Below are 16,229 nucleotides of genomic sequence, written 5' to 3'. Positions count from 1 at the left end.
GGGAACCCCTCGCTCTTCACTGCAAGACGAGGAATAAATTATTCCAAATTTGATTGACAGCCAAGAACGCAGAATTAATTCTCGGCTCGACCCGGGGTCGCTCGGGGATTCCCCGGGCAGGTCATCGGATGTGGCCGTCAAGGTTTCAGCCATGGACAGATTGCGGATCGTCGGCGGACGGAGATTGGAAGGCGCGGTCACCATATCGGGCGCCAAGAATGCCGCTTTGCCGCAGATCGCGGCTGCGCTGCTCAGCCCCTACCCGCTGGAACTGACCAATCTGCCCGATGTGACCGACGTCGAAAACATGCTCGGCGTGGTGCGACTTCACGGCGCCGAAATCACCCGGTCCGCCCATGCCGCCACAATCGACACAAGTACCGCCGTTTCCAAGGAGACCTCCTACGACACGGTACGAAAAATGCGGGCGACGGTGCTCGTCCTGGCGCCGTTGCTGGCGCGGTTCGGCCATGCCCGGGTTTCGCTGCCGGGCGGCTGCGCGATCGGCGCGCGGCCGGTCGACATGCATGTCGCCGCACTCGCCGCGCTTGGCGCCAGGATCGCCGTCGAGAACGGCCTGATCGTCGCCTCGGCCCCGAACGGGCTGACCGGCACGCGCATCGTGCTCCCCTCGCCATCGGTCGGGGCGACGGAAACCGCCATGATGGCGGCGACCGCGGCCAAGGGCGAAACCGAGATCCTGAACGCGGCGCGCGAGCCGGAAGTGGCCGATCTCGCCGCCTGCCTCGTTGCCATGGGCGCGCGCATCGAAGGCGCCGGCACGCACCGTATCCTGATCGCGGGCGACACCAGCTGGCACGCCGCCAGGCACGACATCATCCCCGACCGCATCGAGGCCGGCACTTATGCCATCGCGGCCGCCATCACCGGCGGCCAGCTCGAACTGACGCACGCCCGGCTCGAGCACATGGCCTCGGTGGTGCAATTGCTGGAGGCGACCGGCGTCAGCGTCTGGCCAGGCGATCGCGGTCTGATCGTCTCGCGCGACCGGCCGCTCAAGGCCGCGGATCTGACGACGGAACCCTATCCGGGCTTTCCGACCGACCTGCAGGCGCAGTTCATGGCGCTGATGTGCTGCGCCCAGGGTGCGTCGCTGCTGCGCGAAACCATTTTCGAGAACCGCTTCATGCATGTGCCCGAACTGATGCGGCTCGGCGCCAACATCAAGCTGCAAGGCACGATGGCGCTGGTGCGCGGCGGCGAGAAATTGCACGGCGCGCAAGTGATGGCCACCGATCTGCGGGCTTCGGTGTCGCTGGTGCTGGCGGCGCTGGTCTGTGAAGGCGAGACGACAATCAACCGCGTCTATCACCTCGACCGCGGCTACGAGCAACTGGACCGCAAGCTGCGCCTGTGCGGCGCCGGCATCGAGCGGCTGGGCGCATGAATACCGAAGCGGATTATTTTCTCGGCGTCGATGGCGGCGGCACCGGTTGCCGCGCCCGTCTCGAGGACGCGCAAGGCACGGTGCTGGGACAGGGCCTGTCGGGGCCGGCGACGACGCGGCTCGGCATCGAGGCAGCCTGGGCCTCCATCGCCAAAGCTTTCGGCGCGGCGATCGAGGAAGCAGGTTTCGCGCCAGCCGAGACCGCCAAGATCCATGCCGGCATCGGCCTTGCCGGCATCGGCCGCAAAGGCGCGCTTGAGGCGTTGCGGGCAATCGCGCATCCCTTTGCCAGCATCGACTTCGTCAGCGACGGCATCGGTGCCTGCCTTGGCGCGCATTCCGGCCGGGACGGCGCCATCGTCATCGCCGGGACCGGCTCGATCGGCCTCGGCTTCGTCGAGGGCCGCGACCTGCGCGCCGGCGGCTACGGGTTTCCGATCTCCGACGAGGGCAGCGGCGCCGACCTTGGATTGAAAGCCGTGCAACTGGCATTGCGCGCCCATGACGGCCGCCACGAGCGCACGGCGCTGCTGGCGGAGGTCATGCAGCGCTTCGCGGGCGACCCCATGGAGGCTGTCGCCTGGATGGACCGCGCCAGTGCCACGGACTATGCCGCGCTTGCACCCATGGTGATGCGCCATGCCGACCAGGGCGATCCCGTGGGGCGCCGCATCGTGCAAGGTGCCGCCGAACAGATCGACACGCTGGTGCGGGTATTGTTCGAAAAAGGCGCGCTGCGCGTGACGTTGCTGGGCGGCCTCGCCAGCCCGCTGGAGCCCTGGCTTTCTCCCGATGTGCGCCGCCGCCTGAAGCCCGCCGACGGCGACGCCGTATCCGGCGCGATCATTCTTGCCAAGCGTTCGGTTTGCAAGGGATAGCCAATTTGGGCAGGAATAGAATATTCCAAATCTCCGTTGACGATACGAATATCAAATTCTAGAAAGTTAACAAAGAAAAACTGCGATGACGGACCCCAAGGTCCGTCCGCACTGGCTGCCCGTCGAGTCATGCCGGGCGTCGTGCGGCAGAATTTTTGAAAGCGCTGGGATGACCGAGCAAGGATTGATGTCTGAGCTGGATCGCTTGGTTTCCGAGGGTCGGAACCCAAGGACCGTCGACATCGATCTGCTGCCGACCCTCGACGTGCTGCGCAGGATCAATGACGAGGACAAGATCGTCCCAGCGGCCGTCGAAAAGGTGCTGCCCGAAATCGCCGCCGCGGTGGACCGGATCGTGCTTGCCTTCCAGAGGGGCGCGCGCCTCATCTACATGGGCGCCGGCACCAGCGGCCGGCTTGGCGTGCTCGACGCTTCGGAATGCCCGCCGACATTCGGCGTGCCCGAAGGCATGGTGGTCGGCCTGATTGCCGGCGGGTCCGACGCGCTGGTGCGCTCGCTCGAAGGCGCCGAGGATGACCCGAAGATGGGCGCCAAGGCCTTACAGGGGATCGGACTCACACCCGACGACGTGGTGGTCGGCATCGCGGTCAGCGGACGCACGCCCTATGTCATCGGCGGGCTGACCCATGCCAGGCAGATCGGCGCAACGACGGTCGCCCTCTCCTGCAATCCGGCATCGGCCATTGCCGGTATCGCCGACATCGCGATCTCGCCGATCGTCGGCCCCGAAGTGCTCACCGGCTCGACGCGGCTGAAATCGGGAACCGCGCAGAAGCTGGTGCTCAACATGCTGACCACGGCCTCGATGATCCGGATCGGCAAGAGCTACCAGAATCTGATGGTCGACCTGAACCCGTCGAACAGGAAGCTGGTGGCCCGGGCGATCAGAATGGTCATGCAGACGACCGGCTGTACCGCGCCGCAGGCGCGGCAGGCGCTCGACCGGACCGGCAAGGACGTCAAGCTGGCGATCCTGGTGACCATCACGGGCCTTGATGTCGACGCGGCGCGGGCCGCTTTGTCCAGGGCCGGAGGGTTCCTGCGAAAGGCGATCGGCGACGAAGCGACCTGAAGCCGCTTTAGACAAGACGGCGTCAAGCCGCATAGACTGGGCCGACACTCCATAGCATGTGTGCCTTGGAAGCGGTCCTCGGAAACTGCAAGGCATCGAGTTCAATAATGGGAGACGAGAATGGTTCATCTTACAAGAAGGCTGCTTTCGGGCATCACCCTTGCCGCGATGCTCGGCATCGCGACGGTTTCGGCGCAGGCGGCGACGCTGCACATGGCCTGGTCCCAGGACGCCACCGGGCTTGATCCGCACAAGCAGACGGCCTTTTCCTCGCTGCGGCTTTTGGAGCTGATCTATGAGCCGCTGGTGCGCGTCGACGCCAGCCTGCGGATCATCCCCGCCATCGCCTCCTCCTGGGAGTTTTCGAAGGACGGCAAGGAGCTGACCTTCAAGCTCGATCCCAAGGCGAAATTCCAGGACGGTACCGCCGTGACCCCGGCCGACGTCAAGGCGTCGTTCGAGCGCATTCTCGACGAGAAGACCGGTGCCGCCGCCCGCGCCAACTTCCTGTCGATCGCCAGCATCGACACGCCGGATGCGGCGACCGTCGTGTTCCACCTGTCGCAGGCCGACGCGCCTATCCTGACGGCAATGAGCGACGTCAACGCGGCCATCGTTCCGGTGGCCGAGATCAAGGCCGGCTCGATCGGCACCAGGACGGTCGGTTCGGGCCCGTTCAAGCTCGACAAGTGGGATCCCAACGCCAAGGAAGTCTTGAGCGCCAACAAGAACTGGGCCGGCGGCGCGACCGGCGTCGACGGCATCGAGATCAGTGTGCTGCCCGACGAGGCGGCGATCCTCGCCGCCATGCGCACCAAGCAGATCGATTTCGCCTTGCTCAACGATCCGCTCGTCGCCACGCTGGTGCCGAAGGAAGCCAACTTGCAACTGAACCGCGTGCCGGTGCTGGCCTACAACGTGCTGCAGCTCAACCCGTCGCGGAAGCCGATGACCGAGCTCAAGGTGCGCCAGGCGATCTCCTGCGCCATCGACCGGCAGGAGGTGCTGGACACCGCCGCGCTGGGCGAAGGCAAGGTCACCGGACCGCTGACCATCCCGGCGCTGGCCACCGATCCCAGCCAGTTGTTCTGCTACAAGCGCGATGTCGAAAGGGCCAAGAAGCTGATGGCCGAGGCCGGCTTTGCCGACGGCTTTTCGGCGACCGTGATCGGCGCCACGGGCGAGCCGCCGACGGCAGCGGCCGAAGCCCAGGTCATCCAGTCGCAGCTCGCCGAAATCGGCGTCAAACTCGATATCAAGATGATGGAACTCAACGTCTATGTCGACGCCTGGCTGAAGGGCGATTTCGACATGGCGATCGCGCTCAATGGCGGCCGGGCCGACCCCTATACCATGTACAACCGCTACTGGACCAAATCAGGCAATCTGCAAAAGGTGGCGAACTACATCGACGATACGCTCGACAGCCTGATGCAGCAGGGCCGCGCAGAGACCGATCCAGCCAAACGCAAAGCGATCTTCGCCGAATTCGAGAAGCATCTCGCCGAAATGTCGCCGTGGATCTGGCTCTACACCTCTTACAGCTACACGGCGCAGCAGAAGAACATATCCGGTTTCGTGCCGACGCCGACCGGCACGCTGTTCAGCCTGAGCAAGGTGACGATCCAGTAGCTTCGGCAATGGGACGAGAGGTCTTCCTGGCGTGAACTATCTCCTGCGACGGCTGGCGACGTTTCCTCTCGTGCTGCTTGGCGTGTCCATCCTGGTCTTCGTCGCGATCCGGATGGTGCCCGGCGATTCGATCACGGCGATGCTGGGCACCGAGGCCGGCCTGCTGACGCCGGCACAACGGGATTCGCTCGCCGCCTATTTCGGCATCGACCAGCCCTGGTTCGTCCAGTACTGGCGCTGGATCGGCGGCATCCTGCACGGCAATTTCGGCATATCCGTCACCTATGGCAGGCCGGTTCTCGACGTCATCCTCGAGCGCTTCCCGCTGACCTTGGAGCTGGCGCTCCTCTCTATGATCATTGCACTTGCCGTCGGCATGCCGGCCGGCATCTACGCCGCCACTCACAACGAGAAGCTGTCCGATCTCGGTGTGCGCGTCGTCGCCATGATCGGCCAGTCGACGCCGAGCTTCGTGCTTGGCTTGCTGATCATCTACACGCTGTCGGCGGGCTTCGGCGTGCTGCCGGCGATGGGCGAATTCGTGCCGCTCTGGCAGGATCCCTTGCGCAATCTCAGCCAGTTGATCCTGCCCGCCATCACGCTCGGCTTTGCCTTCGCGGCATCGGTCACCCGCATTGCGCGCTCGGCAATGCTCGACGTGTTGAGCGACGATTATGTGCGCACCGCGCGCAGCAAGGGCGCTTCGGCGCGCAGCGTCATCTGGCGGCATGCGCTTCCCAATGCACTGATCCCGGTGGTGACGCTGAGCGGCATAGAATTCGGCTACCTCCTGGGCGGCGCCGTCATCGTCGAGCAGATCTACGCCCTGCCCGGCCTCGGACGCATGGTGCTCGACGCGATCCTGCAGCGCGATTACGCGCTGGTGCAGGGCAGCGTGCTGTTCATCGCCTTCAACTTCATGATCGTCAATCTCCTGGTCGACCTCGCCTATGTCGCGCTCGATCCGCGCATCCGGCTGGGGGAACAGTGATGCACATCCTGCGTGCCATCTTCGGCCATGGCAGCGGCCGCATTGGCGGCGTCATCGTGTGCGTCTATCTGCTGCTTGCCATCCTCGGCCTGCTCGGGCTGACGCCGCACAATCCGATCACGCAGTACCGTATCGACCGCCTGCATGCGCCCAGCGCCGCCTACTGGATGGGCACCGACCTGTTCGGCCGCGACGTCGCCAGCCGCCTGATGGCGGGCATCGGCCAGTCTTTTACCGTCGCCTTCTTCTCGGTGGCCTTCGCGGCGCTTGCCGGAACGATCCTGGGGTTGGCCGCCGCCTGGCTCGGGCGCCGCTGGGACGGCGTCGTGATGCGGATCATGGACGTGCTGCTGGCCTTCCCGGCGATCCTCCTGGCGCTGCTCATCGTCACCGTTGCCGGCCCCGGCACCTGGACCAGCGTCGTTGCCATCGGCATCGTCTACACGCCGATCTTCACCCGCGTGGTGCGCGGCCCCGCGCTGTCGCTCAAGACACGCGAATTCGTCGATGCCGCGCGCACCTTCGGCAGCAGCTCAAGCTACATCGTCACGCGCCACCTGCTGCTCAACCTGGTGGCGCCGCTGACCGTACAGGTGACGCTGGCACTGGCCTGGGCGCTGCTGACCGAAGCCGGCTTGAGTTTTCTCGGCCTCGGCACGCAGCCGCCCGCCGCGTCGCTCGGACTGATGCTGAGCGACAGCCGCAACCTGATGGAGACGGCACCCTGGCTGATGATCTTCCCGGGGCTGGCGATCATGATCAGCATTCTCGGCTTCAACCTTCTGGGCGACGCCTTGCGCGACATACTCGACCCGAGGATGCGGAGCGCGTTCGCATGACCCCGCTCTTGTCAGTCTCGGACCTGCGCGTCGGCTTCGGCCGCGACCCCCGGGCCAACGAGGTGGTGCGCGGCGTCGGTTTCGATATCGCCGATGGCGAGACGCTGGCCATTGTCGGCGAAAGCGGCTCGGGCAAGTCGGTGACGGCGCTGTCGATCAACCGGCTCGTCGATTTCGGTGGCGGCCGCATCACTGGCGGCTCGATGAAGCTCAAGCGGGCCAATGGGACCGTCTTCGAGTTGACGACCGCGACCGAACCGCAACTGACCGGCATTCGCGGCGCCGAGATCGGCATGATTTTTCAGGAACCGATGACCTCGCTCAACCCGGTGCTGACCATCGGCACCCAGATCGAGGAATCGTTCCGCCTGCATCGCGGCCTGACCGGCCGGCAGGCTACTGCGGCAGCCAAGGACGCACTCGACCGCGTGCGCATTCCCGATGCCGCAAGGCGGCTGAAATACACGCCCAACCAGCTGTCCGGCGGCATGCTGCAGCGGGTGATGATCGCCATTGCACTGGCCTGCAACCCGCGCCTGCTGATCGCCGACGAGCCGACGACGGCGCTCGACGTTACCGTGCAGGCACAGATCATGGCGCTGCTTGCCGAGCTGAAGCGCGAAAGCGGCATGTCCGTCATCTTCATCACCCACGATATCGGCCTGGTTGCCGGCATCGCCGACAAGGTGATGGTGATGCAGAACGGGCAGGCCGTCGAACAGGGTGAGCTCAACCGGATCCTCGACAGCCCCCAGCATCCCTACACCCAGCATCTGCTGCACGCCGTGCCGCATTTCGCCAGCGGTCGCGCGACGCGCTCGGATGGGCAACGCGACAACGGCGCGAGCGCCGAACCGGCCTTGAAGGTCGATGGCCTCGTGGTTCGGTTTCCCCTCAAGAGCAGTTTCTTCAGCCGCGCCACCGGCGCGGTGCATGCCGTCGACGGCGTCGATTTCGACCTGATGCACGGCGAGACGCTGGCCATCGTCGGCGAAAGCGGTTCGGGCAAATCCACTGCCGCCAAGGCGGTGCTAGGGCTTGTGCGGCCGGCGCGCGGCGGCTTCTCGGTCGGCGCCCGAGCGGCCTCGCCGAGGCGCAGCGCCAGGCCCATACAGATGGTGTTCCAGAACCCTTATGCCTCTCTCAATCCAAGGCTGACGATCGAGAGCATTCTGGCGGAACCCGTGATCGCCACCGGCGGCCGGGTGGATGCCGAAACGCGGGCCAGAATGGCGCGCCTGCTGGAACGCGTCGGCCTGCCCAAGAACAGCCTCGAGCGCTATCCGCATGAATTCTCCGGTGGCCAGCGGCAAAGGCTGTGCATTGCGCGCGCGCTGATGCTCAACCCGTCCGTCGTGGTCCTCGATGAAGCAGTGTCGGCGCTCGATGTGTCGGTGCAGGCCAAGGTGCTGGAGTTGCTGGTCGACCTGCAGCGCGAGTTTGGGCTGGCCTATCTGTTCATCTCGCATGACATGGCGGTGGTCGAGCGGATCGCGCACCGCATCGCAGTCATCTATGCCGGCCAGATCGTCGAGATCGGCGACGCACAGTCCGTGCTGTCGAAGCCGAGACATTCCTATACGAAGAAGCTCATATCAGCCGTTCCGGCTATCGACCGTCGGCGCGAGCATTTCGAGATCGACACACGCCAGGTGCCTTCGCTGGTGCGCCCGCCAGGGTTCGAGCCGGCGCCGGCGAAATGGGAGCGGTTTGGCGGGGATCACATGGCGAGGGTGGAGGTGTGATGGACGGTGCACTGGGATATGCAAGGTCGGCGGGACAGCACCCCCCTCTGGCCTGCCGGCCATCTCCCCCGCAAGGGGGGAGATTAGCAGCTTCGGCATCCCGCCCCTTCCTGCGACGTCGGCGATTGGCGAAAGCCGCTATTACGGCCAATCTCCCCCCTTGCGGGGGAGATGTCCGGCAGGACAGAGGGGGGTGCGAAGGATCGCCGACTTTTCCGTTTGACGACATGCCCACGTGCGGTGGCCGGCATTGAGCCCCCTTGCCCAGCTCTTCGATCGCGCGTTCCAACCGCTCGCAGCGGCAGTGGCGGCTAAGCGCATTCCCGGCGGCGTGCTCGGCCTGGTCGGCAGAAACGGCGAGCGCATCACCAGAGCGATCGGCTCCGCGCAGCTTGTGCCTAAGGTCAGGCCGATGACTGTTGAGACCTGGTTCGACCTGGCGTCGCTGACCAAGGTGATCTTTACCACGCCGCGTATCCTGGCGCTGGCGCAGGACGGCATCATCGATCTCGACGCGCCGCTGATTTCCCTGCTTCCCGACCTTCGCCAGTATGACGCGAACGCATGGGAGCGGGAGGTGACGTTTCGCCAGTGCCTGGGCCACCAGACGCCCTTTCCGGCCGTCGAGCCGATCTACACCTATGGGCGGGACCCCGAGCTGCTGCGCGCCTTCGTCCTGCAGCGCGAATGGCGGGCGCGCGACCCTGTCTATTCCGACATCAACTTCATCCTGCTCGGCTTTGCGATGGAGCGGCTGTCGGGCAAGAGCATCCGCGCCATGGAACCCGGCCCAGGCTTTGCCTGGTTCGCGGAACCCGATGCCGCCGCGGCGACCGAGGACTGCACCTGGCGCCATCGCGTGCTGTCCGGCGAGGTCCACGACGACAATTGCTCGGCGCTGCAGGGTGCGGGTCATGCCGGCCTGTTCGGCACAGCTGCTTCGGTGCTCGATTTCGCCTGGGGATTGCTGGACGGAACCGGCGCATCCGAACGGTTGATCGCGCTGATGCGCGAGCCCTTATCGGCCACCCGCACCCATGGCTGGGAGCGCCCTTACCAAGGCTGGTCCGGCGGTGCGCTGTGCGGTCCGGGAACGATCGGCCACACCGGCTTCACCGGCACAGGATTGTGGATCGACTTCGACAAGGGTCAGGCATGGACCTTGCTTACCAACCGGATCCATCCGACACGTCATTTCGACAGCGGCATCGTTCAGCTTCGGCAAGCGGTCGGCGACCTCATCAATGGAGCTCAATGATGGAACCAATCTGGGCCGTCGGCCTGATGACCGGCACGGTGCTTGACGGCAACATCGATGTCGCCCTGATCAAGACCGATGGCGAGCGGATGGACGATTTCGGCACTTACCGGCTGATGCCTTATCCCGCGTCGATCCGGTCGCTGCTGGAAGAGACGCTGGCGGCGGCGCGGGCCTGGAATTTCACCGGGCCGGAACCTGCGATTTTCCGCAAGGCCGAAGAGGCGCTGACGCGCGCGCAGTCGGCAGCGGTGAAGGAACTCGTGGAAGGTTATGGCATGACGATGGCCGAGATCGGGGTCGTCGGCTTTCACGGCCAGACCGTGCTGCATCGCGCGCCGCAGGTCGGACGGCTCGGCCAGACCCGGCAGCTCGGCGACGGCGACCTCATGCATGCCATCCTCGGCACCAAGGTCGCCTACGATTTCCGCTCGGCCGACATGCGCGCCGGCGGACAGGGCGCGCCTTTGGCCGCTGCCTATCACACCGCGCTGATGCGCGGCGCCGGCGCCAGTGGCGAGGTGGCGGTACTCAATCTCGGCGGCGTCGCCAACATCACCTGGTGGGACGGCGCCGACAATGTCATCGCCTTCGACACCGGCCCCGCCAACGCGCCGCTCAATGACTTCATCAAATCGAAGGGGCTCGGCGAAATGGACCGCGACGGTGCGCTTGGCCGCGCGGGAAAGGTGGACGAAGCCCGGCTCGCCAAGCTGTTGCAGCATCCCTATCTGACCAAGGCCTATCCGAAATCACTCGACCGTTTCGATTTCGGCGCGGCCATGGCCGACGGCCTGAGCGCCGAGGATGGCGCGGCCCTGCTCACCGCCTTCACCGCGTCGGCTGTCGGCAAGGCGCTCGACCTTCTGCCCAGCCGGCCGAAGAAGCTGGTGGTCAGCGGTGGCGGTCGCCACAACCCGACAATGATGGCGATGCTCGCCAGCCGCGCCGGGGTCGAGGTCGTACTGGCCGAAAGCCTCGGCTGGAGCGGCGACGCGGTGGAGGCGGAGTGTTTTGCCTTCCTCGCGGTTCGCGTGCTGCGCGGCCTGCCGATCAGTTTCCCGAGCACGACGGGCGCGCCGCGGCCGATGCGCGGCGGAAAGCTGGCTGGCTGATCAGTCGACCAGTTTCTTCCGCAGGAAGATGCGGCTGCGGCCGACCGGGAAATCGGCCAGCGTCCCGAAAGGCTGGTAGCCTTGCCTCTGATAGACCTTGGCGGCGTTGGGATTGAATGTGTCGATCCAGGCGTTTTGGCAGCCGCGCGCCACGGCTTCGCGTTCGGCCGCGTCGAGCATCCGGCCTGCCATGTGCTGGCCGCGCAGCCTTTCGTCGACCCACAGCCACTGCACGTAGAGCCAGCCCCAGGCGGTGTAGCCTGAAATGCCGGCGACGATCGCCCCGATCTCGTCGCGCACGAACACCGCCAGCGCCTTCTTTTCGGACGCGCCGACATCGCCGTCGTTGAACGCCGTCAGCCGTTCACTGAGAAGGGCGAGTTCTTCCGGCAGGGGATCGGCGGTCGTTTCAAGTGTCGTGTTCATGGCTTTCGCGATACTCGCTTGGAAAGATCAAGAGGGACGGAAATCAGATGCGGCGATGCCATAGCGCTTGAGCTTGTCGTAAAACGTCTTGCGCGGCACGCCGAGCGCGTCGATGGCGCCGCGCACGTCGCCGCCATGGTCGCGCAGCGCGTCGCGGATGAGCTGCGCCTCGTAATGCCCGACCCGCTCCGGCAGTGCGGCGGCGGGCGCTGGCAATCGTGCGGGCGAGAACCTGGTTTCGTCATCGGGACCAAGACCGAGCGCGACGCGATCGGCGAAATGGGCGAGTTCGCGCACATTGCCCGGCCAGTCGTGCGACTGGAGATGATGGCTCACGGCGGCGTTCACCTTGGCGACAGGCCGGCCAAACCGTTTCGCCGCCTTGCCAAGGAAGTGGCCGAACAGCATCTCGATATCGCCGCGCCGCTCGCGCAGCGGCGGAATGCGCAGCGTCACCACGTTGAGGCGGAAATAGAGATCCTCGCGAAAATCGCTGCGCTGGTCCTGCCGGCTGAGATCGACCTTGGTCGCCGCGACGACCCGGAGATCGAGGCGCCTTGTTTCGTTCGAGCCGAGCGGGGTGAGGCTGCGCGTCTCCAGCACCCGCAACAGCTTGACCTGCAGGGCCGGCGGCATGGATTCGATCTCGTCGAGGAACAGCGTGCCGCCGCTGGAATGCTCTATGCTGCCGATCCGCCGTCGCTGCGCCCCGGTAAACGCGCCGGCCTCGTGCCCGAACAGCTCGCTTTCGATGACGGTCTCGGGCAGAGCGCCGCAGTTCAGTGCCACGAACGGCTTTGCACGCCGCCGGCCCCACCGGTGCAGGAGGTCGGCCACCACTTCCTTGCCGGTTCCGGTCTCGCCTTCCACCAGCACGTCGACGTCCATGTCGGCGATCTGGCGCAAGGTCTCGCGCAACCGCCTTATGGCCGGCGCCTCGCCGATCAACGGCATGCCGTCCGCGGCAAGTGCGGCGGCTTCGCGGAGCCGCCGGTTTTCCATCACCAGCCGCCGCTTCTCCGATGCACGTTTCAGCGCCTCCACCAGACGCTCCCCCGCATAGGGTTTCGGGATGAAATCATAGACCCCATCCTTGAGCGCGGCGACCGCAAGATCGACATCGCCATGCCCGGTGACCAGGATCACCGGCAAGTCGGGATCAACAGCCTTGACGCGGTCGAAGAGTTGCAGCCCATTCATGCCGGGCATGCGGATGTCGCTGACGACCACACCCTCGAAGTCCCTGTCGACGACACCAAGCGCTGCCTCGGCGGCGTCGAGCCCGATCACCGTGAAGCCGGCAAGTTCGAGCAGTTGCGTGGTGGCATGCAGCAGATCCGCATCGTCGTCGACGAGCGCGACCAGCCCTGATCCCTGCGTCATTCGATCCGCCTCAAGTCGATGGTGAAGGATGCGCCGCTGGCGGTGCCGGGGTCGAGCCGCAGCGTGCCGCCCAATTCCTGGGCGATCTCCTGCGAGATCACCAGGCCGAGGCCAAGCCCCTTCTCCTTGGTGGTCTGGAACGGCATGAACAGATTGGCGGCGGCGTCCTGATCGAGGCCGGGGCCATTGTCGCGCACCGAAATCAGCACGCGGTCGCCGCGTTCGGCGAGGTCGATCTCAATGCCGGGATCAGGCCGGTCCTTCATGGCGTCCAGCGCGTTCTGCAACAGGTTCACGAGGATCTGCTCCAGCCGGATGCGGCTTGCCATCACCAATGGCGATGCGGTGCCGCCCGGCTTGACGATGGTGACGCCGGAATCGCGGATGCGGCCGGACAGCAGCGACAGCGCGCCCTCGATCGCCTCGCGTACCGGCAAGGGCGAGGCAGCGACGCCAGGCCGTCGCGCAAAGGTGCGCAGCGTGCTGGTGATCGCGCCGATGCGCTCGGTCATCGAGACGATCGAGGTCAGGTTGCCGCTTGCCGGTTCGGTCTTGCCGGCCTCGAGAAAGCGGCGGGCATTCTCGGCATAGGTGCGGATGGCGGCGACCGGCTGATTGATCTCATGCGCCACGCCGGCGGCGATCTGGCCGAGGATGGAGAGCCGGTTGGCCTGGGCAAGATCGTCGCGCAGCCGGCGGACCTTGGCCTCGGCGTTTTCGCGCTCGGCGATTTCGCCGGCAAGGGCCGTGTTCGATCGCGTCAGTTCGGCGGTCCGGGAACTGACCCGGCTTTCGAGTTCGGCATTCATGCGCGCCAGCGCCTCCTGCCGCAGCCGGCGTGTGCGCCGGCGCCGGGTGAACACATAGGCAAGCAGCCCCATCAGCAGCAGCCCGAGCAGTGTCGTCAGGCGCGCCGTGTTGGCGGCGGCGGTCAAGGCGGCATCGGCGGGCGTCAGCAGCCACAGGCGCCAGCCGGGGACGGCACCGGGCAAGTCCTGCACCACCTCGACGAACCGGCGCGATTTTCCGGCTTCTTCGATCGTCGCCAGGCCGTCACCGGCGCCACGCCGTATCGGCAGCGGCTCGAAGGCGGCGTCGACCAGTTGAAGCTGGTCATGCGCCGCGGCGGCATCCGCGGCGGAGAGCGGCGCCAGCGCATGGAACCGCCAGTCGGGCTGGCTGGTGGCCAGAACGACGCCGCGCTCGTCGGTGACGAAAACGAGAAAGCCGCTCGCCCGCCAATTGGCTTCGACACCGCCGAGTTCGACCTTCAGAACCGCGACGCCAAGCGGTTTGCCACCGTCGTCGACACGGCCGGCAAGGTAGAGTCCCGGCTTGCCGCTGATCGTGCCGAGGCCATACTGGCTGGCCGCGCCCTTGGCCATCGCATCGGTGAAATAGTGGCGAAAATTATAATCGATGCCGACAAAGCTGTCCGGCTGGCCGGCATTGCTGGCCGATATCGCCATGCCCGCCGTATCGATGACATAGATGGCCGAGGCCGACGCATCGCCGGCTATGGCCTTCAGCTTGGCGTCGAGCGCTGTTTCCTCGACTTTCCCGGCACGGCGCAGCGCCTCACGCACCGCATCGTCGCGCGCCAGCACCAGCGGCACGAGACGTTGCTTTTCGATTTCGCCGGTCAGGGTTCCGGCCGCCAGCGGCAAGGCGGCCAATGCCCCGTCGCGCAGGTCATCGGCGGCCTGACCCTCGGCGATGCGCCCGGCGGTGGCAACCGCGCCGGCAAGCAGAGCGAGCGCTATTGCCGCAAACAGCCAACGGCCGCGCAGGCGCGCTACCGCTTCGCGCAGCAGGTCGCGGCCGGCAAACCCGGGGGATCCGCTATCGATGCGCTGTTGTGGCGTCGGCCCTCTCCCTTTGCTCCCCGGCTTTGCCCCCAGTCTAATGCGGAATTCCGCCCAGGCAAACAAGACCTGTGCGGAAATCCGCACAACTCTCCGTCAAAGGCAAGGCAGGAACGGCTGAACCCAGGGATTCCGGCCTGTCCGGCATCTGGCACAGCGTTTGCAAACATCCGTGCAGCGGCGGGCGACCGGAACGCCGCGATGGGAGAAGTCACGCAGGGCGGGTTCCGTCCATCCGGCCAGGGAGAGTTCGATGCATATCGCAGACCAATCCGCCGCGCCCGCCGCGCAGCGCAAGCCCCTCTATGCCCAGCTCTACGTCCAGGTGCTGGTGGCGATCACCGTCGGCATCCTGCTCGGCCATTACTATCCGGCGATCGGCGAGAGCATGAAGCCGCTCGGCGACGCCTTCATCAAGCTGGTGAAGATGATCATCGCCCCGGTCATCTTCCTGACGGTGGCAACCGGCATCGCCGGCATGAGCGACCTGCAGAAGGTCGGCCGCGTCGCCGGCAAGGCGATGCTCTACTTCCTCACCTTCTCCACGCTGGCACTGATCATCGGCCTTGTCGTGGCCAATGTCGTGCAGCCGGGCGCCGGCTTCAACATCGATCCGGCGACGCTCGACGCCTCGACGGTCAACACTTACGCCGCCAAGGCACATGACCAGTCGGTTACCGGCTTCCTGATGAACATCATCCCGACGACGATCGTCGGCGCCTTCGCAGACGGCGACATCCTGCAGGTGCTGTTCTTCTCGGTGCTGTTCGGCATCGCGCTGGCGCTGGTCGGCGACAAGGGCACGCCGGTGCTCAATTTCCTGCAAGCGCTGATGGCGCCGATGTTCAAGCTGGTCAGCGTGCTGATGAAGGCAGCCCCGATCGGCGCGTTCGGTGCGATGGCCTTCACCATCGGCAAATACGGCATCGGCTCGGTCATCAACCTCGCAATGCTGGTCGGAACCTTCTACGCGACCTCGTTCCTGTTCGTGTTCGTCGTGCTCGGTGCCGTCTGCCGCTACAACGGCTTCTCGATCCTGTCGCTGATCCGCTACATCAAGGAAGAGCTGCTGCTGGTGCTCGGCACCTCGTCGTCGGAAGCGGCCCTGCCCTCGCTGATGGAGAAGATGGAGAAGGCCGGCGCCAAGCGCTCGGTGGTCGGACTGGTCATCCCGACCGGCTATTCCTTCAATCTCGACGGCACCAACATCTACATGACGCTTGCCGCCCTGTTCATTGCCCAAGCGACGAACATCCATCTGTCGATATCAGACCAGATCCTGCTTTTGCTGGTGGCGATGCTGTCGTCCAAGGGTGCCGCCGGCATCACCGGGGCAGGCTTCATCACCCTGGCCGCCACGCTTTCGGTGGTTCCCTCGGTGCCGGTCGCCGGCATGGCGCTGATCCTCGGCGTCGACCGCTTCATGTCGGAATGCCGGGCGCTGACCAACTTCGTCGGCAATGCGGTGGCGACGCTGGTCGTGGCGCGCTGGGAAGGCGAACTCGACGAGGCCAAGCTGGCGAGAGCGCTGGCTGGGACCGCCGACGACAGCCTGCCGGCGGACATCGTTCCCGCCGAGTGATCCACGGTTTCATA

Annotated in this window: 13 protein-coding genes; 10 read left to right on the top strand and 3 right to left on the bottom strand. The window is 65.7% G+C overall.

Annotated features, from left to right (window positions below):
- Positions 1-151: 151 nt before the first annotated feature.
- The 9 genes from murA (at position 152) to FJ543_RS25085 (ending at position 10,959) form a co-directional block, all read left to right on the top strand.
- Complete coding sequence (gene murA, locus FJ543_RS25130; protein WP_140823409.1) at positions 152-1,408, top strand: UDP-N-acetylglucosamine 1-carboxyvinyltransferase; 1,257 nt, start codon at positions 152-154, stop codon at positions 1,406-1,408.
- The gene (locus tag FJ543_RS25125) at positions 1,405-2,286 is read left to right on the top strand and encodes an N-acetylglucosamine kinase (RefSeq protein WP_140617419.1); all 882 of its coding nucleotides are present in this window, start codon (positions 1,405-1,407) and stop codon (positions 2,284-2,286) included. Before murA ends, FJ543_RS25125 begins: the two co-directional genes overlap by 4 nt.
- A 169-nt stretch (positions 2,287-2,455) precedes the next feature.
- Positions 2,456-3,379: an N-acetylmuramic acid 6-phosphate etherase gene (gene murQ / locus FJ543_RS25120; protein ID WP_140877990.1), complete on the top strand. Its 924-nt coding sequence runs from the start codon at positions 2,456-2,458 to the stop codon at positions 3,377-3,379.
- 120 nt (positions 3,380-3,499) lie between these two features.
- On the top strand, positions 3,500-5,011 hold the full coding sequence (locus FJ543_RS25115; protein WP_140877988.1) for an ABC transporter substrate-binding protein: 1,512 nt from the start codon (positions 3,500-3,502) through the stop codon (positions 5,009-5,011).
- 31 nt (positions 5,012-5,042) lie between these two features.
- Entirely contained in the window at positions 5,043-6,002 is a 960-nt protein-coding gene (locus tag FJ543_RS25110; protein WP_140715197.1) for an ABC transporter permease, read from the top strand.
- Positions 6,002-6,841, top strand: coding sequence for an ABC transporter permease (locus FJ543_RS25105; protein WP_015318982.1), 840 nt, complete (start codon positions 6,002-6,004; stop codon positions 6,839-6,841). Before FJ543_RS25110 ends, FJ543_RS25105 begins: the two co-directional genes overlap by 1 nt.
- A complete protein-coding gene (locus tag FJ543_RS25100; protein ID WP_140877986.1) occupies positions 6,838-8,586 on the top strand; it encodes an ABC transporter ATP-binding protein in 1,749 nt (582 codons plus the stop codon). The genes FJ543_RS25105 and FJ543_RS25100 overlap by 4 nt, the downstream gene beginning before the upstream one ends.
- Positions 8,587-8,836: 250 nt before the next feature.
- Positions 8,837-9,844, top strand: a complete 1,008-nt coding sequence (locus FJ543_RS25090; RefSeq protein WP_140877984.1) for a serine hydrolase — start codon at positions 8,837-8,839, stop codon at positions 9,842-9,844.
- A complete protein-coding gene (locus FJ543_RS25085) occupies positions 9,844-10,959 on the top strand; it encodes an anhydro-N-acetylmuramic acid kinase (RefSeq protein ID WP_140877982.1) in 1,116 nt (371 codons plus the stop codon). The genes FJ543_RS25090 and FJ543_RS25085 overlap by 1 nt, the downstream gene beginning before the upstream one ends.
- On the opposite strand, the gene FJ543_RS25080 is transcribed toward FJ543_RS25085, so the two are convergent.
- From FJ543_RS25080 to FJ543_RS25070, 3 genes are read right to left on the bottom strand one after another with little or no spacing between them, the layout of a single operon-like run.
- Positions 10,960-11,385: a GNAT family N-acetyltransferase gene (locus FJ543_RS25080; RefSeq protein ID WP_140877980.1), complete on the bottom strand. Its 426-nt coding sequence runs from the start codon at positions 11,383-11,385 to the stop codon at positions 10,960-10,962.
- A gap of 27 nt (positions 11,386-11,412) precedes the next feature.
- Entirely contained in the window at positions 11,413-12,768 is a 1,356-nt protein-coding gene (locus tag FJ543_RS25075) for a sigma-54 dependent transcriptional regulator (RefSeq protein WP_140877978.1), read from the bottom strand.
- On the bottom strand, positions 12,765-14,720 hold the full coding sequence (locus tag FJ543_RS25070; RefSeq protein ID WP_140877976.1) for a sensor histidine kinase: 1,956 nt from the start codon (positions 14,718-14,720) through the stop codon (positions 12,765-12,767). Before FJ543_RS25070 ends, FJ543_RS25075 begins: the two co-directional genes overlap by 4 nt.
- A gap of 166 nt (positions 14,721-14,886) precedes the next feature.
- Here FJ543_RS25070 and FJ543_RS25065 point away from each other — a divergent pair, with 166 nt between their 5' ends.
- Positions 14,887-16,215 (top strand): dicarboxylate/amino acid:cation symporter, encoded by a 1,329-nt coding sequence (locus FJ543_RS25065; protein ID WP_140661530.1) that lies wholly within the window; start codon positions 14,887-14,889, stop codon positions 16,213-16,215.
- The last annotated feature ends 14 nt before the right edge of the window (positions 16,216-16,229 follow it).

This window comes from Mesorhizobium sp. B2-5-7, assembly GCF_006440875.1.
In the GTDB taxonomy this organism is placed as follows: domain Bacteria; phylum Pseudomonadota; class Alphaproteobacteria; order Rhizobiales; family Rhizobiaceae; genus Mesorhizobium; species Mesorhizobium australicum.
The sequence above is the reverse complement of the archived record's forward strand: the minus strand, read 5'-3'. Positions and strand labels throughout refer to the sequence as shown.

What these genes read in the sequence shown, in the direction of transcription:
- murA (WP_140823409.1), top strand. Translation starts at nt 152, where the DNA reads ATGGACAGATTGCGGATCGTCGGCGGACGGAGATTGGAAGGCGCGGTC.
- FJ543_RS25125 (WP_140617419.1), top strand. Translation starts at nt 1,405, where the DNA reads ATGAATACCGAAGCGGATTATTTTCTCGGCGTCGATGGCGGCGGCACC.
- murQ (WP_140877990.1), top strand. Translation starts at nt 2,456, where the DNA reads ATGACCGAGCAAGGATTGATGTCTGAGCTGGATCGCTTGGTTTCCGAG.
- FJ543_RS25115 (WP_140877988.1), top strand. Translation starts at nt 3,500, where the DNA reads ATGGTTCATCTTACAAGAAGGCTGCTTTCGGGCATCACCCTTGCCGCG.
- FJ543_RS25105 (WP_015318982.1), top strand. Translation starts at nt 6,002, where the DNA reads ATGCACATCCTGCGTGCCATCTTCGGCCATGGCAGCGGCCGCATTGGC.
- FJ543_RS25100 (WP_140877986.1), top strand. Translation starts at nt 6,838, where the DNA reads ATGACCCCGCTCTTGTCAGTCTCGGACCTGCGCGTCGGCTTCGGCCGC.
- FJ543_RS25085 (WP_140877982.1), top strand. Translation starts at nt 9,844, where the DNA reads ATGGAACCAATCTGGGCCGTCGGCCTGATGACCGGCACGGTGCTTGAC.
- FJ543_RS25080 (WP_140877980.1), bottom strand. Translation starts at nt 11,385, where the DNA reads ATGAACACGACACTTGAAACGACCGCCGATCCCCTGCCGGAAGAACTC.
- FJ543_RS25075 (WP_140877978.1), bottom strand. Translation starts at nt 12,768, where the DNA reads ATGACGCAGGGATCAGGGCTGGTCGCGCTCGTCGACGACGATGCGGAT.
- FJ543_RS25065 (WP_140661530.1), top strand. Translation starts at nt 14,887, where the DNA reads ATGCATATCGCAGACCAATCCGCCGCGCCCGCCGCGCAGCGCAAGCCC.